Annotated in this window: 19 protein-coding genes; 7 read left to right on the top strand and 12 right to left on the bottom strand. The window is 68.3% G+C overall.

Annotated elements, in window-relative coordinates:
- The 3 genes from D7X96_RS15130 to D7X96_RS15120 form a co-directional block, all read left to right on the top strand.
- On the top strand, positions 1 to 917 hold a 917-nt coding region (locus D7X96_RS15130), incomplete at its 5' end, for a nitrilase-related carbon-nitrogen hydrolase (RefSeq protein ID WP_279637393.1).
- A gap of 132 nt (positions 918 to 1,049) precedes the next feature.
- Entirely contained in the window at positions 1,050 to 1,541 is a 492-nt protein-coding gene (locus D7X96_RS15125) for a hypothetical protein (RefSeq protein WP_121770042.1), read from the top strand.
- A gap of 448 nt (positions 1,542 to 1,989) precedes the next feature.
- Positions 1,990 to 6,606, top strand: coding sequence for a cytochrome-c peroxidase (locus D7X96_RS15120; RefSeq protein WP_158626586.1), 4,617 nt, complete (start codon positions 1,990 to 1,992; stop codon positions 6,604 to 6,606).
- 27 nt (positions 6,607 to 6,633) lie between these two features.
- On the opposite strand, the gene glsA is transcribed toward D7X96_RS15120, so the two are convergent.
- The gene (gene glsA / locus D7X96_RS15115) at positions 6,634 to 7,638 is read right to left on the bottom strand and encodes a glutaminase A (RefSeq protein ID WP_121770040.1); all 1,005 of its coding nucleotides are present in this window, start codon (positions 7,636 to 7,638) and stop codon (positions 6,634 to 6,636) included.
- Between the two features lie 165 nt (positions 7,639 to 7,803).
- Between glsA and D7X96_RS15110 the strand changes: the two genes are divergently transcribed.
- Positions 7,804 to 8,574 (top strand): DNA/RNA non-specific endonuclease, encoded by a 771-nt coding sequence (locus tag D7X96_RS15110; protein WP_121770039.1) that lies wholly within the window; start codon positions 7,804 to 7,806, stop codon positions 8,572 to 8,574.
- 90 nt (positions 8,575 to 8,664) lie between these two features.
- A complete protein-coding gene (locus tag D7X96_RS15105) occupies positions 8,665 to 9,090 on the top strand; it encodes a hypothetical protein (protein ID WP_121770038.1) in 426 nt (141 codons plus the stop codon).
- A gap of 5 nt (positions 9,091 to 9,095) precedes the next feature.
- On the opposite strand, the gene D7X96_RS15100 is transcribed toward D7X96_RS15105, so the two are convergent.
- Together D7X96_RS15100 and D7X96_RS15095 are read right to left on the bottom strand one after the other, a co-directional pair.
- Positions 9,096 to 9,584: a VOC family protein gene (locus tag D7X96_RS15100; protein WP_120552470.1), complete on the bottom strand. Its 489-nt coding sequence runs from the start codon at positions 9,582 to 9,584 to the stop codon at positions 9,096 to 9,098.
- 89 nt (positions 9,585 to 9,673) lie between these two features.
- Positions 9,674 to 10,141, bottom strand: coding sequence for a hypothetical protein (locus D7X96_RS15095; protein ID WP_120552469.1), 468 nt, complete (start codon positions 10,139 to 10,141; stop codon positions 9,674 to 9,676).
- Between the two features lie 126 nt (positions 10,142 to 10,267).
- Between D7X96_RS15095 and D7X96_RS15090 the strand changes: the two genes are divergently transcribed.
- Complete coding sequence (locus D7X96_RS15090; protein WP_121770037.1) at positions 10,268 to 11,164, top strand: endonuclease/exonuclease/phosphatase family protein; 897 nt, start codon at positions 10,268 to 10,270, stop codon at positions 11,162 to 11,164.
- Here the strand turns inward: D7X96_RS15090 and D7X96_RS15085 are convergent.
- The 9 genes from D7X96_RS15085 to D7X96_RS15045 form a co-directional block, all read right to left on the bottom strand.
- Positions 11,161 to 12,291: an alpha/beta hydrolase family protein gene (locus D7X96_RS15085; protein WP_121770036.1), complete on the bottom strand. Its 1,131-nt coding sequence runs from the start codon at positions 12,289 to 12,291 to the stop codon at positions 11,161 to 11,163. The genes D7X96_RS15090 and D7X96_RS15085 overlap by 4 nt on opposite strands.
- Positions 12,292 to 12,955: 664 nt before the next feature.
- Entirely contained in the window at positions 12,956 to 13,696 is a 741-nt protein-coding gene (locus tag D7X96_RS15080; protein ID WP_121770043.1) for an immunity 52 family protein, read from the bottom strand.
- 43 nt (positions 13,697 to 13,739) lie between these two features.
- Positions 13,740 to 14,090, bottom strand: coding sequence for a DUF2019 domain-containing protein (locus D7X96_RS15075; RefSeq protein ID WP_120553208.1), 351 nt, complete (start codon positions 14,088 to 14,090; stop codon positions 13,740 to 13,742).
- On the bottom strand, positions 14,090 to 15,652 hold the full coding sequence (locus D7X96_RS15070; RefSeq protein ID WP_121770035.1) for a hypothetical protein: 1,563 nt from the start codon (positions 15,650 to 15,652) through the stop codon (positions 14,090 to 14,092). The genes D7X96_RS15075 and D7X96_RS15070 overlap by 1 nt, the downstream gene beginning before the upstream one ends.
- Positions 15,642 to 16,778 (bottom strand): hypothetical protein, encoded by a 1,137-nt coding sequence (locus D7X96_RS15065; RefSeq protein ID WP_121770034.1) that lies wholly within the window; start codon positions 16,776 to 16,778, stop codon positions 15,642 to 15,644. Before D7X96_RS15065 ends, D7X96_RS15070 begins: the two co-directional genes overlap by 11 nt.
- 116 nt (positions 16,779 to 16,894) lie before the next feature.
- Positions 16,895 to 18,238: a sigma-54-dependent transcriptional regulator gene (locus D7X96_RS15060; RefSeq protein WP_120553136.1), complete on the bottom strand. Its 1,344-nt coding sequence runs from the start codon at positions 18,236 to 18,238 to the stop codon at positions 16,895 to 16,897.
- A complete protein-coding gene (locus D7X96_RS15055) occupies positions 18,235 to 20,370 on the bottom strand; it encodes a PAS domain-containing sensor histidine kinase (RefSeq protein ID WP_121770033.1) in 2,136 nt (711 codons plus the stop codon). The genes D7X96_RS15060 and D7X96_RS15055 overlap by 4 nt, the downstream gene beginning before the upstream one ends.
- 202 nt (positions 20,371 to 20,572) lie before the next feature.
- Entirely contained in the window at positions 20,573 to 20,716 is a 144-nt protein-coding gene (locus tag D7X96_RS40935) for a hypothetical protein (protein WP_233610228.1), read from the bottom strand.
- Between the two features lie 22 nt (positions 20,717 to 20,738).
- Positions 20,739 to 21,371 carry an OsmC family protein gene (locus D7X96_RS15045; RefSeq protein WP_121725189.1) on the bottom strand — a complete coding sequence of 211 codons (633 nt, stop codon included), beginning with the start codon at positions 21,369 to 21,371 and terminating at the stop codon, positions 20,739 to 20,741.
- Between the two features lie 337 nt (positions 21,372 to 21,708).
- Here D7X96_RS15045 and D7X96_RS15040 point away from each other — a divergent pair, with 337 nt between their 5' ends.
- Positions 21,709 to 22,212 carry an SRPBCC family protein gene (locus tag D7X96_RS15040; RefSeq protein ID WP_158626465.1) on the top strand — a complete coding sequence of 168 codons (504 nt, stop codon included), beginning with the start codon at positions 21,709 to 21,711 and terminating at the stop codon, positions 22,210 to 22,212.

The following is a 22,212-nucleotide window of genomic DNA, read 5'->3' as shown; positions in this document are numbered from 1 at the left end:
GGGTGGGCGAGCCCGTCCGGGTGGCGGGCATCACCGTGGCGGGGGACGTGGCCACGGGCCGCGAGGCGGGCTTGTCCCGGCTCATGAAGGGCGAGGCCTTCGCGGATGAGGACTGGCGCGCCTTCGCCGCGGCCTCGCGCGCGGTGAACGAGGAGCTGCTGCGCCTGTCGGAGCAGGAGGCCGCGAAGGGGGCGAAGCTCCTCCTCTGGTCCGAGGGGAACGCGGTGGTCCTGGCCGCGGAGCTGGATGCGCTCGTCGCGCGGGGAAGCGCGCTGGCGCGTGAGCGGAGCGTGTGGCTCGGCATGTCGGTGGCGAGCCTGACGCCCGACGCGGAGCGGATGCTGCGCAACGAGCTCATCCTGGTGGGGCCGGAGGGCAAGGTGGCCTGGCGCTACGTGAAGTCCCGGCCGGTGCCGGGGTGGGAGGCGGAGCACTCCATCGCGGGCAGCACGGAGCCGGCGGTGAGCCAGGCCCCCGGCGTGGGAGTCCTGGGAGGCGCCATCTGCTTCGACGGGGACTTCCCGGGGGTCTTCGCCAGCGCCTCGGCCCGGGGGCTCGAACTGCTGCTGCTGCCGTCGAGCGACTGGAAGGGCATCAGCCCGCTGCACACGCGGCAGGCGGTGTTCCGCGCGGTGGAGCAGGGCTTCAGCATGGTGCGGCAGGTGAACCAGGGGCTGTCCGTGGCGGTGGATGGCTACGGGCGCGTGTATGGCGAACTGGATCACTTCACGGCGGAGGAGCGCGTGCTGCGCGCGGAGCTGCCAGTGGGCCGGGTGCCCACGCTCTACGCGCGCATCGGAGACTCAATAGGGCTGCTCTCCGGGCTGGTCGCGCTGGGCTGGGTGCTCCAGGCCTCCGTCCAAGGGCTCATCATGAGGCGCCGGCGCGCCGATAGTCTTTACAGTCAGAATGCTTGATTTCATTTCCACGAGTCTGGGAAATCTTTCGCGGAATTTATTGCATTGTTTTTCTTCTCGGGAATTCATTCAAATCAAGCCGGGCCTTTCCCGGCCCAATGACAACCCAACCAACGACTCGCACCGACCCCCATGAACCGTACCTTCCTTGCCGCAACCTTCGCGCTGCTTCCCCTGATGTATGCCTGCCAGCCGGAGATGGATGCTCCCGCTGAGCAGAAGACAGAGGTGGTGGCGTCCTCCGTCGTCGACAGCCGCGCCGCGCTGACGAGCGTGCCCTTCGTCACCCTGGAGGCGGTCGAAACCGCGCGGTATCAGGACACCTATTACGTCCACGTGGAGACGGCGTACTACGCCACCTTCTGGGCCGACCGCGCCCGGAGCATCCCCGTCAACCTGAGCTCCGCCGTCCAGCTCAACTACCTCTCCACGTTCTACGACTACAAGTACAACACCTCGATGAGGACCAACCGCAGCGCCAACCTGGCGGCGGGCGGTCACAGCTATTACATCGGCAGTGGCGTCTATGAGTGCGACTACGATGCGAATGGCAACATCGATCACCGCTGCGACGAGACCTACCTGACCCTCCGGACCGGCACCGGTTACGACGGAAGCTGGTAATCGCTGACGCAACAGGCGGCAAAGCCTTGGGTCGCGGCCATGACGGAGGCCGCGACCTGGGCTGGCTCAATCTCTTGACGCCGTTCCCCACCGGGTCGAGCAGCGTCAAGAAGGTGCCCAGCACACAGGGTTTGCAAACTCCTTGAACTCTGGTACTGGTCTGGCCCTGTTGTCGCTGTAGCTCCCCTTCATTCGAGTCGACCCCGAGGCCCGATTCCTCTCCGGAGGAGTGTGCCTTCAGGGCTGCTTGCATCCACGACCGTGAAGGGCTGCCCCTGCTTTACAGGGGATCCTTTCCACACATTCAAGGCAATCAGGCGCGCACGTTCCGAGACGTGTGTGTCATTACGGGGGGCTGGCCAAGGGGCTCCCCTTGAGGGGGAAGTCCCATATGAGAAGTGGAAGCTCGTGGGCGGCACTCGTGCCGCTCGTCGTTGCATGTGCCGTCATGCCTGGATGTACGGAGGAGGGGCAGGAGCGCCCCCGGGAGCAGCTGGCGGAAGGCACGGCGCCCCTGACGGGCGCCCCCATCACCAGCCCTGGCTCCATCTCCCTGCGCAACGCGCTCGTCACGCAGCAGTTTGATCCGCTGCTGCTGACTCCGGATGGAAGGCTCGGCGTCCGGGTTTATCCAGTGGCGGAGGGCGTGTGGCGTGCCCGGTTCACCGCCCTGGCCGACCCCATCATGGAGGTCACTGCACTGGGGGCGCCCATCTTCCAGACGTCCATGGCCCATGGCAGCACCGTGGATCTGGCGCTCCCCCCGCTCATCCGCCGAAACATCACGCTCGTGGATCCCCAGAACCCAAGCCCCGATGCCGTGCTTGGGCCCACCTCCTACCTGAGGCCCTTCGACCTGCCGGGGCAGGGCGCGCTCGCGCTGGATCCCCGGTACTCGCCCTCGGGCAAGCCCTTCCCGGTCAATGCCGCGGCGGACTGCCTCAACGCCACGCCCTCGACGCGCGACGCGGTCGTGGCCCCGGGCGGCCCGTTCGAGTGCTACCGGCTCCTCTACTTCCAGCCCTATCTGTCGGAGCTGGGCAAGCCGGGCGGCCAGCCCACTGGCACGGGCGCCATGGTCCTGACCCAGGCGGAGGCGGTCGTGGTGGTGGATGCGCGCCGCCCCGACACGACGACCGGCACCGTGGCGCGGGCCGCCGCTCCCAACGTCGTCTCCGCCCGGTTCACCAGCGACGTCCACATCTCCATCAGTCCGGCCAAGGCGGGAGGGCCGGCCTATCTCTACGCGCTCGAGGCCAGTGTCACCGCGGACGCAAGGCTGGTGTCCGCCCAGCGCGGCATCTGGACGTACAACGAGACCCCCTGGAATCCGGACACCTGGACCGTCCAGCGGAGTTTCTTCAACCTCTTCGACGACGTGGCCAACGACGTGGAGGGCGTGCGGAGCATCTGCCGCCACCTCAATCCCACCACCGGACAGCCGACCTGTACGGCCACGCAATACGAAGACTTCGCGCGCGTGTACCCGCTCGCCGCGCGTCCCTTCTTCCTCGCGGACGGCTCCCGTCCCTCGGACACCTATTGCGGCTACACGTGGATCACGCCAGAAGGCACTGACGTCTTCTGCCGCCCCAACGTGGCCATTCACGGCGACCTGGCTGACGCCGACCTGGACCTCGCCCAGAGCTACGAGAGCGGCACGGGCATGCAGTTCTACGCCTTCGGCCAGCACACGGGCTGGATGATTCGCCGGCTCGACAGCACCATCAACTTCCGGCGCTTCAATCCGCAGCAACTGATGACGCCGCCTCCGGCGGTGGATGCGTTTGTCCATCGGCCCTTCTCTCCCATGTTCCTCAACACGGCGACGGGGTTCTGGGCGGAGAACCGCGCACCGCAGGGCAGCTCCCTGCCCATCCATCGCCAGTGGCCGCTCTTCCAGTTCATGACGCAGAGCGAGGGCCTTCTCGACGCCGCGCGCACCCAGTACGTGAGCCTGGGGCTCATCCCCGAGGTGAACACGCCCAAGGCGACGAACATGCAGTACTGGGAGACGTCGTTCTCCTGCAGCATCAGCCCCAACTGCCTGCTGCACCTGCCGATGAACGAGATGTTCTATGAGGTCGCGGCGTCGAAGCTCACGCCGCCCGTCCTGCGCGCGCACAAGCTCACGCAGGACATCTCCAGCAACACCGACTTCCTGGATGCGAACGGCGCCGCCCTGCCGAAAATCCATCCCTACCTGGGCCGGCTCCAGAACGGGGCGCGCTTCGTGGGCGAGGTCTACGGAGCGCAGCAGGACGAGCGGTACCTGTCCGGCTTCCGGGGCACCGCCATCAGCATGGATGCGACCGGCTCCGTCTCCGTGGCGGTCAACGGCGTGGATGCTCCGGCCTGCCGCCGCAACAAGGGCTGCCTCGCGGGACAGGACTTCAGCAGCGGCTTCACCGCCGAGGTGGCCTTCCTGATGCTGTCCGACCCCTCCGCGATGAGCATGACCCTGGCCCGGCACCACGGCCTGTGGAGGCTGTACCTCCAGAGCGGCGTGCTCCTGGCGGAAGTCAACTACGTCTCCCCCACCACGGGCGCGCACACGCTGACGCTGGTGGCCCCGAACAGTCTGCCCTTCTTCCCGTTGACCGCCTCCGTCGCGACCCAGGCGGTGGGCTGGCGTCACGTGGCGCTGCGCGTTGCCCCGGACGAGGGCCGCGTCTTCCTGATGGTGAATGGAGCGGTGGTCCACTCGCTCCCGCTGGAGGCCGGTGCCATCCTCACCGGCACGGCCGAGGCCGGCTCGGGGGAGATCATGAAGGTGGGGCCCTCGGGGGTGTGCACGAACTGCCCCTCCGGCGAGGTGCTCTTCATGGACGAGCTGATGTTCCATTCGGCCGCGGTGCCCTTCGAGGAACTCGCTGCGTCGGCGGGGGCCTTCTCCGGCCGGCAGGACTTCCTCACGCCGACCCAGGCCGAGACGCTCCTCGCGGGCTACTTCAGCACCACCAACCCGCGAGGGCTGAGCCTGAAGCCGAACGGCTTCCCCCGCTTCGTCCGCAAGGAAGACCTGCGCGTGCCCGCGTCCTTCAGTCCCTTCCTCCAGCCGGGGCAGGCGGCTGCGTTCCGCCAGCTCGTCGCGGTGGGAGAGGCGCTGTTCAAGTCGCCGGTGCTGTCAACCAATGCCGCGGGCGTCAGCCAGGCCCAGGACTGCACGGGCGCGACCCAGCCGTGCACGGGCGAGCTCCTGTCGTGTGCCACCTGCCACCATCCGGACAAGGCCTTCACGGATGGGCGCACGACGGCGCGGGGCGTGCAGCCGGTGCCGCTCAACGTGCCCACGGTGGTCAACCGCGTCTTCGGCACCAACCAGTTCTTCGCCCGCCGCTCGCAGGACCTGAACGACCTGGCGCTGGAGCCGGTGGTGGACCCGCGCGAGCTGAACGGGAACCTGGACAAGATCCTGGAGCGCATCAACACCGGCGCGGACCAGGTGTCGCTGCGCCAGGGCTTCGCGGCCGTCTACGGCAACACGCCCGTCACCCGCACCCACCTGGAGCAGGCGCTCACGGCCTACCAGCTGGTGCAGATCAGCGTGGACTCGCTGGGCGAGGCGGTCATCGCCTCCGGCAAGCCCATGGTGGACGGACAGGGCACCCTGCACCGGCCGGAGCTCATCCAGCTGGGCAAGGAGCTCTTCGAGGGCAAGGCGCGGTGCAGTGCCTGCCACGTGGGCTCCAACCTCACGGACGAACTCGCCCACGACACGGGCGTTGCCGCCACGCCGGGCGCCTTCAAGACGCCCACGCTCTGGGAGGTGGCCACCACCGCGCCGTACTTCCACGACGGCAGCCACGCCACGCTGCGCCAGGTGCTGGACTTCTACAACCGCGGGGGCAATCCGCCGGGACGCGTGCGTGACGGCCTGCGCGTGGTGGACCCGGAGTTGCGCCCGCTCGCGCTGTCGGCGCATGAGCTGGACGCCCTGGAGGCCTTCCTCGTGACACTCCGCAACGCGGGGCCTGTCGTCACACAGGGCTTCGAGGGGCTCGCCTTCAGTGACCACGGCCCCATCCCCGGCATGGTCTGCGTCAACACCCAGGAGCCCACGCACCCCGGCGGGATCTGGGCGGACAACTACCTGTGCGCTCCGCAGGACCGGGGCTTTGTCTGGAGCTTCACCGGGCCGGTGGCCGGCATGCGCTGCACCGCCATCGTCGAGGGCGCGGAGCCTCCCGAGAACGCGTGGGGCGACAACTATCTCTGTGTCCCGAACAGCTCTCCGCTCCAGTTCACCTGGTCCATGGCGGGTCCCCGCTTCGGCAAGGCGTGCGTCCGCTTCAGCGACTCGCAAGACGTCCACTCCTGGGGCGACAACTACCTCTGCTACGACGAGCCGCTGAAGCTGCGCTTCAGCGCGAAGGGCCCCATCGGCGGCATGGCGTGCACGCAGATGAATGAGCCGCTCGACGCCGCGCACGGCTGGGACGACAACTACCTCTGCGCGAACAAGGACATCGGCATGCGCTGGGGCATGGCTGGCCCCATCGCCGGCATGCGCTGCACGCAGGTTGGCGAGGACGCGGAGGCGGCCTCGACGACGTGGACGGACAACTACCTCTGCGTGCCGCCCGCGGCCGACGCGATGTTCTCCTGGTCCCAGGGCGGGCCCCTCCCGGGGCTGACCTGCGCGCAAATCAACGAGCCGGAGGACCCGGCGACCTGGGCCGACAACCACCTCTGCTACCGGGAGGAGCCGCTGGTGCTCCAGTTCTCCGTACTGGGGCCGCTGGCGGGGCAGGTGTGCACCTCCGTCAGCGAGGGGAGCGATGCGGCGGGAGGCTGGCTCGACAACTACCTCTGCTCCAACCGGGACATCGGCATGCAGTGGAGCTCCGTGGGCACCCCGCCCGCGGGGATGCGCTGCACGCAGGTCACGGAGAGCACGGAGCCTGCCCAGACGGCATGGCACGACAACTTCATCTGCCTGCCCCAGAACTCACCGCTCGTCTTCGAGTGGTCCGAGCAGGGGCCGATTCCGGGAAGGACGTGCACCTCGTGGTACGAGCCCTCGGATCCCCAGCAGTGGAGTAACAACTACCTCTGCCGCTGACGAAGGGCGCTGAACCGAGCCTTCGTGTCACCTTGCAGGTCGCGGCCATGACGGGGGCCGCGACCTGAACAGGCTCAATCCCAGCCGCGGGGCCAGGAACCTCGCGGCGAGCTGTCCCTTGACGCTGTTTCCCGCCGGGTCGAGCAGCGGGGCGAAGGTGCCCAGCCCGCCCTTTCCCGGCGCGACGGCGACGATGCCGCCTCCAATGCCACTCTTGCCCGGCACGCCCACGTCGTAGAGCCAGTCCCCGGAGGTTTCATACATGCCCGCGGTGGCCATCACCGCGAGCGTGTAATGACAGACCTCCTCGTCCACGACGCGCGTGCCGGTGAGCGGGTTGACGCCGCCGTCCGCCAGGGTCGCTCCCATCACGGCGAGCTCCCTGGCGGTCACGGCCAGCGAGCACTGGCGGGTGTAGAGCTCCGTCGTGAGGACGGGATCCGCCTCCAGGCAGCCCAGACCGTGCAGCAGGAAGGCGAGCCCCTGATTGCGATGGTGGGTCCGCCTCGCGGAGGCATACACCTCCACGTCGAGCGCGAGCGTGCGTCCGGCGAAGCGTGACAACCCCTCATGGATGAACGTCCACCGGGCCTCGGGGCTGCTGCCGGGAACGAGGCCCGTGGTCGCCAGCGCGCCCGCGTTCACCATGGGGTTCGTGCGTCCGTCCGGGCTCTGGTCAATGGCCATGGCCGAGTTGAAGGGCAGGCCCGTGCCGTTGACCCCCAGCTTGCGCCGGGCCACGTCGGGGCCCAGGGCCTGGCAGACGAGCGCGAAGAGGAACGGCTTGGAGACGCTCATGATGGAGAAGGGATGGTCCACGTCCCCGGCCCCATGGCCGCCGCCGTCGGTGTCCACCAGGCACGCGCCGAAGAGCCGGGGATCCACCCGCGCCAGGGCAGGGTAGACCTGGGAGCACGCTCCCTCCGTGTTCCCCTGGTAGCGCTGGTACGCCTCGTCCATCAACGCCTGGACGCGCTGCGCCGGTGGAAGCTGCCCGGTGGAGATGAAGGGGCACTCGCCTGTCGAGTCCATTCTGGAACCTTCGTTCCATCTCCCTGCGTGTCAATGGCACACAGCCGCCCAAGCACTCAGGGGCCCGGGAGGGCTGTGACAGATTTCATGCAAAACGGCTGTCGCATTCTTCTCGTGTGTTTCTCGTTTTATTGATAATCGAGACCGCGAAAAGGAGCGGGGTGCATGCGCATGCTGAACAAGGTCTCAATCGCGGTGGTGGGTCTGTGGCTCGGTGGCTGCGGCGTCGAGGACCTGGGCGGGGAAGACGTCGCCGGTCAGTTGGAGCAGGACTTCGGGGGCCCCACCGGCCTCATGGACTTCTTCGACAGTCACACGGAGGAGGAGATCCGGGAGGCGCTGGCGCCCTACGGCATCGGGTACGTGGCCCACGGGAACGTCACCGCGGAGCTGATCAGCGACTGCCCGAAGCTCTTCCCGTCGACGGACCGGAGCAAGTGGCACAGCTTCGACGGCGAGTACTACTTCATCGACAGCGTGGGCCGTCCGAACCGGGCGTACAAGGACCTGCCGAAGATCACCGCCGCGCCGCGCGTCGACTCCTGTCAGACGAACGTGGGGCAGTGGGGGGACGCGGAGAACCCCAGCAACGACTACGACGGGGGACACCTCATCGGCTCGCAGCTGGGGGGCTGGGGAGGGCGGGCGAACCTGGTGCCGCAGGATGCCAACTTCAACCGGGGCAACTGGCTGCAGCTGGAGAACAAGATGGCCAGGTGCGGGGGCCTGCCGAGCGGCCGGTTGCGCTACTCGATTGGAGCGAACTACCCGAACTCCACCTCGCTCATCCCCAACAACCTGACGATGGTCATCACCAACCAGTCGACCGGGAGCTCGGTGTCCATGTCCTTCTCGAACGTGGACGGCGGTGGGACGAACGGCACGACAGAACGGACCCGCGGCGTCAATTGGCTGTCCAGCCAGGGGTGCACCTGAGCGACGGGGAGACGCGGGTATTGTATGTTTCAACCGAAGCCGCCTTCGCGGATTCACGGCCCTGGCTCCGCTGGTTGAAACATCTCCCCTATGTACACCCTCGACGAATCACTCTGGCCCCTCGTCATTGTCCAGCGCAGCGACACCACGACGGACAAGGAGATGGAGAGCATCCTCCAGAGCCTCGGCAAGCTCATCAAGCGACGCGAGCCCTATGTCCTGGTGATTGACTTCTCCAAGTCCCGTCCGCTGAACCACTCACAGCGGATGATGCTGGCGGCCCATCAGGAAGAGACCGCTGACCTGGCGCGCGAGTACTGCAAGGGCTTCTTCGTGGTGATCAACTCGACCACCGCGAGGCTCGCGAGGGCCGTGACCAGCTTCGTCCGGCCCGCCGCGGATCAACACGAAGAGGTCGCCTCGTTGAGCGAGGCGCTCGAGCGCGCCGCGCTCCGCTTCGAGGAGGCAGGGGTGTTGAAGGGCGCGCTCATCGCCCGAAAGCAGGCGCGCCGGTAGCCTGTTCAGCCCTTGCGCGCGGCGTTGATCTTCGCGATGTCGATCTTCTTCATCTGCATCATCGCGGCGAACACCCGCTTGCGCGTGGCCGGGTCCGGATCACTCATGCCGTCCGTCAGGGCGGCAGGGGTGATCTGCCACGAGACTCCCCACTTGTCCTTGCACCACCCGCACTGGCTCTCCTGACCGCCATTGCCGACGATGGCGTTCCAGTAGCGGTCGGTCTCCTCCTGGTCCCGGGTGCTGACCTGGAACGAGAAGGCTTCGGTGTGCTTGAAGGTGGGGCCGCCATTGAGGCCGATGCACGGAAAGCCCAGCACGGTGAACTCCACCGTGAGGACATCCCCCTCCTTGCCGTCCGGGTAGTCGCCCGGGGCGCGATGCTTGGCGCCCACGGAGCTGCCAGGAAAGGTGCGGGCATAGAACGCGGCCGCTTCTTCCGCGTCGCGTTCGTACCAGAGGCAGAGGACGGTCTTGTTCACCGGGGTCGTCATGAGTGCGCTCCTTGGGAAGCGCCCTTGATCGACCATGCCCGGAGGAGGACGCAAGCCCCTATGGCGAAGGGCTGTCCGGCGGTGAGCGGCTACAGGAGCTCTTCGTAGGCGCTCTTCCAGCTGTAGGCGCCCTCGGGCCGCTTGCCCGAGATGGAGGTGTTCCCCGGGTCGATGTGGATGGTCAGCACGCTGCCATCGAGCGAGACCTTGGTGCCTTCCGTCGACAGCCGGCAGACCGTCTGGGTGACGGACTCCTTCACCGCCGCCTTGCCGTCCGCGGTGCCGCAGACCTCGACCAGGGTGCCCACGGCCATCTGGCACGCGCTCTGGGTCCGGTCCTTCAGCGGGTCGAAGGCGGGGTAGGTGGACCGGTCGTAGCTGCTCTTCACGGAGGAACCGCAGGCCTTGTTGACCGCGTCCTCCTTCTTCTTCAGCTCCGCGTCATAGGCGGCCCAGCCGTTCTTCTGGGCCACGGTGAGCCTGGCGGGCTTCGAGGACTCGCCGGCGATGGCGAGCGAGGCGAACAAACAGAGGCACACGGACGGAATCCGGAACATGAAGGCTCCTGGTGGGCGCGGTGCGCGCAAGTGCGACCCGCTGTCTCCCAGGAAGTGCCCCCCGGAGTTCTTTTGCATTCTGGCCGAGGAAACATTTCCTCTCGAAGGCCGAGAATTGGGGAAACCATGCGAACCCAAGCCAACCGCCCCCACTTCCACGTCGGCTCCGCTGGAAACCCCGCTCAGAAGGCCGAAGAGCGCCCGAAGTCGCAGGGTGACCGCAGGGTTGCCGCTGGCGACCAGTTCGAAGCCAGCAGCGCCCAGGCCAGCGGCGGTAAGGACAAGGGCAAGACCCCGTCGAAGCTCAAGGGCGCGACCTACAACGTCGAGCGCGACCGCAATCCCAAGGACGTGCAGGCGTGGCTGGGCAAGTTCGCCAGGCACAACGACCTCGACTTCGTGCAGCTCCAGGAGATCAACGGCTACCACAAGGCGCTGGAGAAGATTCCGGGCTACCACCTGGTGACCTTCCCTGGAGCCAAGGACCACGGAGAGACGGGCATCCTCGTCAAGGACAGCCTGCTGCAGAAGCAGGCCATGTCCATCCAGGGCGAGGGCGGCGGTTGGACCACCGTGCGCGGCGGCCACGCTCCGCCGCGGGCGGCCACGGCGGTGAAGCTCGCGGGCTGGCTGCAGGTGGTCTCGGCCCACCAGCCGCCGTCGGTGGACTGGAAGAACGGGCTCCCTGTCGGGCCGAAGAACCGGGTGAGCACCTACAAGTCGCTCTCCGAGAAGCTGCTCGCCTTCGCGAAGAGGAAGATCGAGAACCACCCCGACCAGGGCCTGCTCATCGGTGGTGACTGGAACGAGCCGGCGTCGACGAAGGGGAAGTGGTCCCCCGGGTGGATTGCCCAGCAGGCGGGGATGAAGACCCACGGCGGCGTGGAGAGCCACGGCCACGGCAAGATTGACTATGCGATGTCCTACGGCGCCCGGGTCTCCAACGTCCGGGCCGGCCCGACCGGCGGCTCGGATCACAACATCGTCATGTTCACGGTGAGCCGCCCGAAGGGGAAGGGCTAAGGCGCCCCATCAGCGCAGAAGGCGAGTTCGGGGTACCACGGCGAGGGCGTGGCCAGCAGCGGCTGCGGCCAGCCGCGCAGGTGCTGGTCGAAGAACGCGTTGACGTAGGCCCGGGTGATGGCCTGGGTACGCTCCGCGGTGGTGTTCGCGCCGAGGTCGATGCCGAGCTGGTCCGCGAACAGCCCGATGTCGGTGAACGACGCGTGCACCGTGCCCGCCACCTCGAGCCAGCGCTTCCACCCGGTCATCTGCTGCCAGTCCCGTTCCCAGGACGTGTTCACGCCAGGCTGGCACAGCGTGGGCGTGAGCTGGTGGCTCAGGAACATGAACGGCTGGGACAGCCCGGGGGCGAGGAGCGGGGTGTCCGTGTCGCCGTCGAGGTTCATTCCGGCCTGGATGCGGGAGTCATTGACCATGGTGGGAAGGGTGCTCGCGCCACCCACGGAGTGGCCGGCCATCCCGATGCGGGACGGGTCGATCAGGTATGCGCCGCGCCACTTCGCATGAGGCCAGGTCAGCGCGTCCAGCACGAACGACACGTCGGCGGCCCGGCCCTGTTCCAGCTTCTGCCAGAACGCCGGGTCGTGCGGGAGGTCACACGAGGCACACCCGGTGACGCGCCCCCCGGGGAAGCTGGTGCCGACGCTCTCATAGGTGTGATCGACTACCGCCACGACGTAGCCGTGGCTCGCCAGGTCCTCGGCCAGAGAGGTGAGTGTGGCCCGGGGCTTTCTGTAGCCCGGCGACAGCACGACCAGCGGCAGGCTGCGCACGCGACCCGCCGGCAACGCGTTGCGGACGGAGTGCGTCCGCGTCGTGCTCAGCAGGTCGGGTGGCACGTCGGGGATGCCGCTGTCCGCGAGCAGCGCTGCCGACTCGGCCGGCGTCATGTACTGGGTCTTCGGACCGTGAGCAAAGGCCGCCGGGTAGAAGAGGGAGACCATCAACTCCCGGTAGTTCACTGACGGCACCCATGGGTCGGGGCGCGAGGTGTCCTTCAGATACAGGGAGGTGGTGCCGACCGGCTGCCAGCCGGTGGGTCCGGGGAGGGAGGGCCCTGTGTCCGCTGTGGCGGGTGATGCGAACAGGGCCAGGGTCATCGCGATGGCGACGGTGAGACCACGCATGGGTGTCATCCCTTTCAGAAGGATGCCGCACCTGCCGGCCCGGGTGCGGCTGCGACGAAAAAACAGGCATCCGTGCGTGGAACACGGTCCTCGCCTCGAACTGTCACCCGCTTGCGGCACGCTCCGTTCGGTTCGACACGATCAACATCGACCTGCGGCGCCGTTGGCACGTCAGTCAGATGAACAGACTATTGGCGGACGGAAATGCAAGCCTGGTAGGCCGCGAAGACCTCGTGCTCCACTGAGAGGGGTTCTCTGATGTCAATGACACACGTAGAAGTCTTGAGCCAACGATACAGGGGGGCAGCTTCGTGCTGGATGTATCAGTCCACGAATCCCAGGTGCTGCCAGGGACGTTCCTCGTGCGTCTGACGCATACCGGCGACTACAGGAACGACTTTCATGATGTCCGAGTCCTTTTCGAGAGCTCCACGACGCCCGGAGGCCCTTTCACCCATGCCCAAGGTGTTTCGCTGAACCTGTTGCCGTCTTCGCAATTCGAGGTCCGGGCCAATCACTCGCACGTGCCATGACCGTCGAGGTGTGGCTGTTCGCGCCGCATGGTTCGTCGTTTCAAGTCACTGGAGCCTGGCACGGGGCGGTAACGCTCGATTCGAGCGAATAGGAACCGCGAAGGGTTCGCGAGCGACGGAGCCGTGGCGGGTCAGGGGGTGACAGGCTCCATGAGACCGGCCCTTGTCAGCAGCTCACGAACGCGATGCGCCAGCGTCACATGCTCCGGGTTGGCCACTGTGAAGCGCTCTGGAGTCAGGATGATGAGCGTGCCCTTGCCCTCGACTGGCTCGATTCGTACCGGTGCGGGAAGTGGCGGCACCTTGCCGCGACGCCGCGACAGGTACGTGACCCATCCCGCGAACGTTCCGGTTCTGCCTTCGTCTGAGAGAAGTTCGCGGTGGTCCCATGATGTAGAGACACACCAGTCAGGGTCCCAGGCCAACGCCATGCTCCGCACCACCTCGGCCAGCACGGACGCCGTGAAGATACGCTCCGCGTTCGCCCCCTGGCTGGGGAGCGACAAGAAACAGGAATTAGAAAACGCTTCCGCATATCCGCCGCAGTGGATGCGCAGGGCTGCACAATCACGACTGGTTCCGCCGTTGTCGAACCAGAAGCTAAAGCCCAGGTCCTCGAAGACAGGCCCCCCTTTCTCCCGGTTGACACCTCGCCGGAACATCTCAGCGAGCGTAGGCATGTCGGGCGGCATGAGGGGGGGCGTGCGCGCGTCCTTGCGCGACCTGGCGGGCTTGTACCACTGGGCCAGGAACGGATCACACGAAGCAAGGAGCGTGAGGAACGCCGAGGTGCGTCGGGCGCAGTCCGCGGGGGACTCCTTACGAGGCCCCCAGTAGGCACCAGCGAAGTAGCTGTCCACAAGGTCTTCCATGGGGATGAGGTCTAGAGACATCAACTCCACGCGCCCCGGAGGCTCATCCAGGGTCCAGCGCCCAAACACCCAACTCCCAGTTCTTCAGCACCTGCGCGGCTTCAAAGGCGATCAACCCTTCACCTCGCGCAGCCTCTTCTAAAACAGCCTTCGATTCGGCCGTCCGATGCCTCAAGAGGTATGCCGCCGCCATGGTACTGACGTCCTTGTCGGGGTGCTTGAGCAGCACCGCAAGTGCATCCCGACCCGCATCTCCCTGCCCCCTCAACTTCCGAACAGCCGCGATGTAACGATCCGCATGCTTGTTCCCAGTCTTGGCGTCCCCACGCGCGATGGCCGCCGTCTGCGCTGACACATTCCGCGCAAACTCCTCAACCAACTTTTCGAGATCCATCACCAGATTCCTTTCGTCACGTTCTGGATCGCCAGCAATCCGAATTCGCGCTGCGCCTCAAAGGATTGAGTGCTCAGCCACTGTCTCACAGTCAAAGTTTCCGAGTTCGTGAGTCTAGGCCGTTTCGACGAATAGAGAGAACTCACGCCACTGTGAACATCCTTGCCAAGTGCGACGATGTTCCCGCTGTTGTGGAGCGCATGTGGTCCGAAGCGGTTCGCGTTTCCTTCGGTCTGTTCCACGATGTGATGCCACTCCTTTCCATCACCTGCTGGACCCATCGCCCGTTTGAAGGACTTGAATGACGAGTAACCCTTCTGCCCGCGTGAAGGAACTGCCTCTTGTGGACCTTCATCGTTGCCCCCTCCTGAGCCCACTGAGTCATCAACGCGCTGGAGGATGATGGCCGCTCCGGGCCCTCCGCTCACCACCGACGCCGCGCGCCCTGCTGGCGCCGCCACGCGCTCCAACGCCAGCGCGCCCTCCGCCGACAGCGAGAGCACCGGCACCGAGACTTCCGCGCCCAGCGCCATCCCTTTCAGCATCCGCGTCGTGGCCGAAGCCGCGCCCCCGGTCATGAGCAGGCCCGTCGTGAGCCGCGACACCTCGCGGATCTGCTCGCCACGGGTCATGGACTGGAAGCGCTCCCAGTACATGGGCGAGGAGGCGATGAGCGCCGCCACGCCTGCTGGCAGGTTGCTCAGCCCCGCGAGACTGTCCACGGGGCGCGTCAGCAGCTGGCCCAGCGCGTGGTACAGCTCCACGAACGCGTCTTCCGCTCCATCCAGGGTGCGGCTGATGACGTCAGCGTCGTCGTAGACCTCGGCCATGGGCCGCCAATCCGAGGCCTGGAGCTGCGCGTCCATGGCGCGGAAGACACCGCCCTTGCCGCTGTAGAAGCGGCCCAGCTCGAAGCCATGCGCTCGGAAGGCGCCGTCCTGCCATTCGACCGTCGCCACCTTCTGCTGCGTGCGCCCGGTGAGCGCCCACGCCAGATAGCCGTCCGGTCGCAACACCGCGATCTGCTCCCGGGAGAAGCGCTCGACCCGTCGCAACAGCTCCTGTCGCGTGACTTCGCCTCCCTCCATCACTTCGCGCAGGATGAAGCCTGCGGCCATGCGAGGCGGGAAGGCGCTCAACGTGACGGGCTTGCCGACCAGCACGTCCAGAAGACGCGCGGCTTGTGCGGGCGTCAGTCCCCCTCCCAGAGGGCGCTCGTCCCGCGCTTCCAGGCCCGCGTTCGTCAGCAACCGCTCCCAGACGTCCGGCTGCAAATCGTCAGGGCTGCTGACGTCCGCCATGGCCACCGTGCGAACGGGGCTTGCCCCCGTCATCACTTCGCGCACGGCCTTGCGGCGGTACAGCGGCGGCGCTTCCTCTTTGGGCGTGACGCTCGGCGCTGGAGCGGATGCATGCGCGGCCCCGTCGTTCGACTCCCACGCCCCAGGGGAATCCATTGCCGTGGGGGACGTGTAGCGCAGCGTCCTTCCGGGCGCGTGGGGCACGGATGCGCAGCCGGTGAAGAGGAGGGCCACGCACGTGAGCAGGACGTCAGCGCGCATTGTCCACCCCCAGGCCCACCGACGCGAAAGCGCCCGGCCGCAGCGTCCCGTCACCTTCTGGGAACAGCAGCGTGCCGCCCGTGGCCACCGCGTAGAGCTTCCCCGCCATGACTCGCCAGCGTGCTTCCGCCGCTCCCAGGTAGCGCGCCCCAGGTTGGCCCAAGCCCACGCCCAGCCCCCTCACTGCCACTTCCAGGCTGCGCTCCAGGAACTGCACCGCCACGCGCCCGTCTGCGTCCAAGCGGCCCCAGGAGAAAGCCTCCGCGCTCAGCGACAGCATCAGGTGCCGTTGAAGGCCTCGATAGCCCGCGGCATCCCAGCCCACACGAGCCTCGGCCTGGAGCGAGTACCCGTCCGGAAGGGGAGCGGACGCCAGCGGCACGCCCTCCGGGCCCACTGCCTGGAATCGCGCCAGCTCGTAGTCCGGGCCGAAGAAGCCTTGCCGGAAGCCGCCGTGCTGCCTGCGTGCCTCCAGGCGCACCGACACATCCCACGCGGAGGCCACCGCATCCGCCCCCATGCCCAGCACCGCGCCCCAGGCACCTCCAACGCCGGGGCGTCCTCCCCAGCCCGCCAGCAGGTGCGCTTCCAGGCCCGGACGTCTGAGCACCACCGCCGTTGCGTCCAGGTGCGCCAGCGTCACGGACGGCGCGCGGCCTCCGGCCCGTCCCCAGTAGCGGCGCACCAGGTGCGCCGACAGCAGGCTGTAGTCCTCCAGGGCGCCGAGCCACACGCCCACGGGCGCCGTGTCCGAGCCCAGCTTGAGGCCGCGCACGAGCTGGCCCCAATCAGAGAGGCTGTCCCAATCCTCGCGTCGCACGAAGCCCGCGGCCCCTCCACCACCCCAGAGGCGCAACCGCACGGGCGTGCCCAGGTTGAGGCCGAACTCCGCGCCTCCGTCGAGAATGAGGGTCGGCTCCACCTGGAGGAAGCCCTCGTTCGTGCCCATCCCCGCGCGCGGCAGGAAGGACAACGTCGTTGCCTCCACGCGCAGCAGGTTGCGCCAGGCATCGTCCCGTGGGCGCCGTTCCTCCTCCACGGGCGGCACCTCCGGGACGCCCTCTGCCCATGCGGCCACCGGCAGCAGCAGCCACAGCCAGACAGCCCCACTTCGCGTCATTCGCATCCACGCCCCCTGGGAGTGACACCTCCGAGGAGAGCAAAGGACACACGTCTGACATTCAGCCCGGCACCCGCAGACCCTGCGCTGCTACTCAGGGGCGTACCCCTTGAGCACCGCTGTCAGCCCCCCTTGTGCTGCCAGCCCTTGATCTTCGCGTACAGCGAGCTGCGGGAGATGCCCAGCTTCGTCGCCGCGCGCTCCACGTGGCCGCCCTCGCGCGCCAGTACGCGCTCGATGTGGCGGTGCTCCAGTTCCTCCAGCGTGAGGTCCTCGCCCAGCGGCTCCTCCGCGGGCAGCAGGGACTCGAAGCGCAGGTCGCTGCGGGACAGGCGGGACGTGCCGGACAAGAGCACCGCGCGCTCCAGCACGTTGCGCAGCTCGCGGATGTTGCCCGGCCAGCTGTAGGCCATGAGGGCCCGCTCGGCGTCGGGCTCCAGCTCCACCTGGCCCCGGCCCCGGTGCGCGCCCATCTCCGCCAGGAAGTGACTCGCGAGCACTGGCACGTCCTCGGCGCGCTCGCGCAGGGACGGCACGTGGAGGATGAGCGTGCTGATGCGGAAGTACAGGTCGCTGCGGAAGCGCTTCTCTCGCGCGGCCACCTGCAGGTCCTGGTGCGTGGCCGCCACGAGCCGCACGTCCACGCGGCGGTCCTTCACATCACCCAAGCGCCGGAAGCGCTTCTCCTCCAGCACCTTCAACAGCTTGGGCTGGACCGCCACGTCCATGTCCCCAATCTCATCCAGGAACAGCGTGCCCCGGTCCGCCACCTCCAGCAGGCCCGGCTTCGCGGCCACCGCGCTGGTGAAGGCGCCCTTCTCATGGCCGAACAACTCTGAGTCCAGCAGGTCCTTGGACAGCGCGGCGCAGTTCATGTCCACGAAGGGGGCGTCCTTGCGCGGCCCGACTTCGTGCAGCCAGCGCGCGAGCACGCTCTTGCCGCTGCCCGTCTCGCCGGTGACGAGCACCGGACTGTCACTGTCGCGCACGCGCTCCGCCTGGTCGCGCAGCGCGCGGATGGCGGGGCTGTTCCCCAGGAACGGGTCCACCTGCGTGCGCGCCGTGCGCGAGCGGTCCGCCATCAGCCGCTGCCGCTCGCGCCGCTGGGCCACGAGCCGCTCCAGCACCACCTTGAGCACCGACAGCTCCAGCGGCTTGGTGAGGAACTGCTCCGCGCCTTCCTTCACCGCCTGCACCGCCAGCTCGATGGAGCCGTGCCCGGTCAGCACCACCAGGGGCACCGCCGCGTCCAGCTCCTTGAGCCTCGGCAACAGCTCCAGCGCCGTGCCGTCCGGCAACCGGTAGTCGATGACGGCCACGTCGGGCCGGTGCGTGCGGAAGCCCTCCTGGGCCTCGGCCACGCTGGTGGCTTCATCCACGTCGAAGCCGTGCTGCGTGAGATAGCCCTTCATACCCAGACGGACGCCGGGCTCGTCGTCCACGAGCAGGATGCGGGTGCGAGTCATGACACCTGGGACTGCGGAGTTGGGCCGGTGTTGCCGGCGGGGGACAGGGCAGGCAGCAGGATGGTCACCTCCGCGCCTCCCTGGGGGTGGTTGGACAGACGGATGCGCCCCTGATGTTCATCCAGGATGCGCTGAACGATGGACAGCCCCAGGCCGGTGCCTCCCCGGCGCTTGCTGAAGAAGGGCTCGAAGACGTGGGGCAGGTCCTCGCTCTTGAAGCCGGGCCCTCCGTCGTGGACGGTGCAGCGCACCCAGGGACGCCCCGCCTCCTCCACGGCCTCCGCCGTCACGTGAACGGCAGTGCCCTGCGGGGAGTGCTGCACGGCGTTCTCCACCACGTTGCGGAAGACGTGGAACAGGCGGCGCGCGTCCATGCGCACCGGAGGCAGCGCGTCGGACACCTCGCGCACGAGCGTCACGGAGGCCTTGTCGCTGGTGAGCATGCAGGCGGACAGGGCGTCGGCGACCACCGCGCCCACGGCGCCGTCCGTCCATTCGCCCCGCGTGGGACGGCCGTACTCGAACAGCTCCTGGGTCAGGTGCGTGAGACGGCGCACCTCGCCTCGCAGCACATCCAGGTAGGGCTTGAGCTCCGGACGCGTGCCGTAGGTGGCCTCCACCGCGTCCACGACCGCGGAGATGGAGAAGAGGGGGTTTCGCACCTCGTGGGCCACGCCCGCGACAATGGCACCCATGGCGGCCATCGTTTCACTGCGCCGCACGTATGCCTGCAGCTCCAGCAGGCGGGTGACCTCCGTGGCCACCAGGATGATGCGCGGATCCTCGCTGGCCTTCTCTCCCACCCACGCGGCGGACACCTCCCAGGTGCGGCCGGATTCCGGGTCATGCACCTGGCGGCTGGCACTGCCGTGCGTCGCGCGCAGCTCCTCCACCAGCGGAGTCGCGCTGGACCAGGGCTGCGCCCCGGAGGTCGTGGCGAGCGGCTGGCCGGAGGGGTCCGTCTCCCGGAAGAGCACGCGGGCCGCGTCGTTGAGCCGGTGGATGATGCCGTCCGCGCTCAACACCAGGAGCGGCGAGGCCACCGCGTCGAAGGTGCGGCGCCACTCCGTCGCGGAGCGGCGGAAGCTGTCGTTCAGGCGCTGGCGCAGGTCATCCGCGAGCCGCCGGTCGGTGACGTCCGTGACGACGCAGCCCAGGTGCACGCCGCCCAGGGCGTCCAGCCCGGAGGCCGCGGCGCGGCTTCGCACCCAGCGCACGCGCCCGTCCGCGCAGATGATGCGGTGCTCGATCTCCACCTCCGTGCTGGGGGCCAGCACCAGCGACTCGATGCACTCGCGATAGCGCGCGCGATCCTCGGGGTGGATCATCTCCGACCACAGCGGTGAAGGCGTCCCCTCCGGGCCGTCGCCGATGAAGGCGCTGGCTGGATAGCCGGTGGTGCGCTCGACGACGGGCGTGCAGTAGAAGTCACGCAACATGCCGTCCCGCAGCTTCCCGCCCCACAGGTAGTCCGGCAGCGAGCGGGTGAGCACGTCCAGCCGCCCCTCGTGCTCCTGGAGCGACGCCTCCGCGCGCATCCGCTCCGTGACCTCCGACAGCGCCGCGATGACGCCCAGCACCGCGCCGCCAGAGCCGCGCACGCGCGAATAGCTCCCGAACCAGAAGCGCGACTCACCCGGGGCCGCGGGCGTCTCCACCTGGAGGCTCAAGTCCTGCACGGGCGCGTCCGACTCCAGCGCGCTCGAAAGCCGGGACGCGAGCGCCGTGCCCAGCTCCGGCAGCACCTGCGACACGTGGCGGCCCAGGTGCGCCTCCACCGGCAGGCCGTTCATCGCGGCGAGCGCGGCGTTGACGTGCACGTAGCGCAGGTCGCGGTCGTAGTACGCGAAGCCCACCGGCGTGGTGTTCATCACCGCGTCGCTCAGCGCGCGCGCGTCTTCCACCTGCGTGCGCAGCCGGGCGCACTCGCGCTCACGCCGCGCCAGCGCGCGCAGGGCCACCGCCGCGCCCACCCCCGCCAGCACGAACGCGCTCACCGCCAGGAGGGCGATGCGCGCCGCCGGCGACTGGCTCGCGCTCAACGTCCCGGCACCGGCCAGGGCCATGAGCCCCGCGCACGCCGCGGCGACGGCGAGGAGCTTGAGGGTGGAGGTCGAGGATGACGTGGGCATGGCGCGCGACGTGCGCCTTCACTCTACGGTTCCTCGCATCGGCTTGCATCGGGGCGCGGCGGCGGCCAACCCAGACATTGGACGAAGATCCAGGAAGGCCGCCGGTCTCTTCCTGTCAGTGAAGACATTCAAACTCCGCGTGCGCCGCTCCGCGCGGCGAGCGTCCTCTCACCGCACGGTCCGGAGCCCCTCAGGCAGGCGGCTACGCGATGATCTTCGGCGGCCCCGGATGGTTGGGGTCGTGCGCGGGTGGATCCTGGATGCCCGGCTCCACCTCGGGGTCCTGCCGCGGTGGCGGCGGCTCCCGGCGCTGGGGCTCGCCCGGCGGTGGATCCTTCTCCGGCATGGGCGGCCGCGGCGGTTCGATCTCAGGCGTGGGCTTCGGCTCCGGTTCCTTCACCGGCTTCGTGGGTGGGTTCGTTTGTGGATTCGTCGGCATGGACTTCCACACTGCGCACGCCTCCTCCGCAGGGAACCGCCGTGTCCGCGCTGGCGCCGGGCGCTGCGTGGTTTTCGACAGGTGCCGGGGCGTCCCCACGGCGGGAGTGGGCCCAGACCTCCACCACCGGCTCGATGCGCGGGGTGAGCTGGAGCATGGTGCTGGGGAAGCAGCGCGCCGGCAGCCGTGAGAAGAGCCGCCGGGCGTCCTCCGCCTCCCGGAGGCTGGCCACGGCGACATGCGGCCGGACGATGAGGTCCGTGAAGTGGGCGGCCTCTTCAGGCCCGCCGCGCACCAGCCGGGCCGTGGCGGAGCTCTGGTAGAAGAGGATGCCCACGCCCGCCTCCCGCGCCCCGTCCAGGAACGCATGCAGCGTGCGCCCCTCCACCGCGGCCACCAGCAGCGCCTCCGGGTCCCACCGCCCGTCCTCCCTGCCGCCCCCCTGGCCGCACAGCGGCCGGCCAATGGGCACGGGGGGCGCATGGTCGCTCGTCAGCACGGCGCCCCGGTCCCCCTGCCAATACAGGCGCGTTTCGTACTCGGTGATGGAAGCGGAGGTCATCGGGCATCTCCTCGGCAAGGGCATGCACCTTGTGCCTTCAACAGCCATGCCGTGGCAATGCTTCACATCCCGTAGGACCATGCCCTGAGGGACGAGTCCCCCCAGGTAGGGTGGTGATCTCAGGGCCACACGCGCACCGGCCCGCGATGCGGAGCGCCATCAACCGCCCTTTTGGACGATTCCGCCTCCGCTGCCCTTGCTCCACATCACGCGCCGCAATGCCTGACATGGGGGACAGCATGGATTTGATTCGATGCGGTGGTGGGGGGCTGTGTTCGTTGACTGTTTGGCTTTGCGCGGGCTTCCAGGGCCGTACGGCGTGACGGGGCGCGGGTCCATGCACGAACGACGTGAGGCACCGATGGCCGAGGCCTATGCGAGTCAGCTCATCCAGGCACCCGCGGACGTCGTCTGGGACCGGGTGGGGGGCTTTGACAGCCTCCCGCGCTGGCACCCGGGCGTCGTCTCCAGCGAACGGGTGACGCGTCCCGACTCCGGCCTCCTGCGCCGGCTCACCACGCGCGACGGCGAGGTGTACCTGGAGGCGCGGCTGGAGCACGACCCGCACGCGCGCAGCTACGCGTATTCGATGGTGGAGGGCCCGCTGCCCGTGCGCGACTACGTGGCGAAGCTGCGGGTGACGCCGGTGACGGCGACAGGGCAGACCTTCGTGGAGTGGCACGCCACCTTCAACCTGGCGCCGGGGCACGAGGGGGAGGCGGCGGCGCTGTCCCAGTGGATCCGCGAGGAGTTCTTCGCGCGGGGCCTGCGGGGACTGGCGCACACCTTCCTGCCACCTCCGCCCCGGGTGTCAGCGCCGGAGCTGGAGTGGCGGCGCTGA

This window comes from Corallococcus interemptor, assembly GCF_003668875.1.
Taxonomy (GTDB): domain Bacteria; phylum Myxococcota; class Myxococcia; order Myxococcales; family Myxococcaceae; genus Corallococcus; species Corallococcus interemptor.
The sequence above is the reverse complement of the archived record's forward strand: the minus strand, read 5'-3'. Positions and strand labels throughout refer to the sequence as shown.

Coding starts and splice junctions, on each gene's coding strand:
- D7X96_RS15125 (WP_121770042.1), top strand. CDS start 1,050: ATGAACCGTACCTTCCTTGCCGCAACCTTCGCGCTGCTTCCCCTGATG.
- D7X96_RS15120 (WP_158626586.1), top strand. CDS start 1,990: ATGCCTGGATGTACGGAGGAGGGGCAGGAGCGCCCCCGGGAGCAGCTG.
- glsA (WP_121770040.1), bottom strand. CDS start 7,638: ATGGACTCGACAGGCGAGTGCCCCTTCATCTCCACCGGGCAGCTTCCA.
- D7X96_RS15110 (WP_121770039.1), top strand. CDS start 7,804: ATGCGCATGCTGAACAAGGTCTCAATCGCGGTGGTGGGTCTGTGGCTC.
- D7X96_RS15105 (WP_121770038.1), top strand. CDS start 8,665: ATGTACACCCTCGACGAATCACTCTGGCCCCTCGTCATTGTCCAGCGC.
- D7X96_RS15100 (WP_120552470.1), bottom strand. CDS start 9,584: ATGACGACCCCGGTGAACAAGACCGTCCTCTGCCTCTGGTACGAACGC.
- D7X96_RS15095 (WP_120552469.1), bottom strand. CDS start 10,141: ATGTTCCGGATTCCGTCCGTGTGCCTCTGTTTGTTCGCCTCGCTCGCC.
- D7X96_RS15090 (WP_121770037.1), top strand. CDS start 10,268: ATGCGAACCCAAGCCAACCGCCCCCACTTCCACGTCGGCTCCGCTGGA.
- D7X96_RS15085 (WP_121770036.1), bottom strand. CDS start 12,291: ATGCGTGGTCTCACCGTCGCCATCGCGATGACCCTGGCCCTGTTCGCA.
- D7X96_RS15080 (WP_121770043.1), bottom strand. CDS start 13,696: ATGGAAGACCTTGTGGACAGCTACTTCGCTGGTGCCTACTGGGGGCCT.
- D7X96_RS15075 (WP_120553208.1), bottom strand. CDS start 14,090: ATGGATCTCGAAAAGTTGGTTGAGGAGTTTGCGCGGAATGTGTCAGCG.
- D7X96_RS15070 (WP_121770035.1), bottom strand. CDS start 15,652: ATGCGCGCTGACGTCCTGCTCACGTGCGTGGCCCTCCTCTTCACCGGC.
- D7X96_RS15065 (WP_121770034.1), bottom strand. CDS start 16,778: ATGCGAATGACGCGAAGTGGGGCTGTCTGGCTGTGGCTGCTGCTGCCG.
- D7X96_RS15060 (WP_120553136.1), bottom strand. CDS start 18,238: ATGACTCGCACCCGCATCCTGCTCGTGGACGACGAGCCCGGCGTCCGT.
- D7X96_RS15055 (WP_121770033.1), bottom strand. CDS start 20,370: ATGCCCACGTCATCCTCGACCTCCACCCTCAAGCTCCTCGCCGTCGCC.
- D7X96_RS40935 (WP_233610228.1), bottom strand. CDS start 20,716: ATGCCGGAGAAGGATCCACCGCCGGGCGAGCCCCAGCGCCGGGAGCCG.
- D7X96_RS15045 (WP_121725189.1), bottom strand. CDS start 21,371: ATGACCTCCGCTTCCATCACCGAGTACGAAACGCGCCTGTATTGGCAG.
- D7X96_RS15040 (WP_158626465.1), top strand. CDS start 21,709: ATGCACGAACGACGTGAGGCACCGATGGCCGAGGCCTATGCGAGTCAG.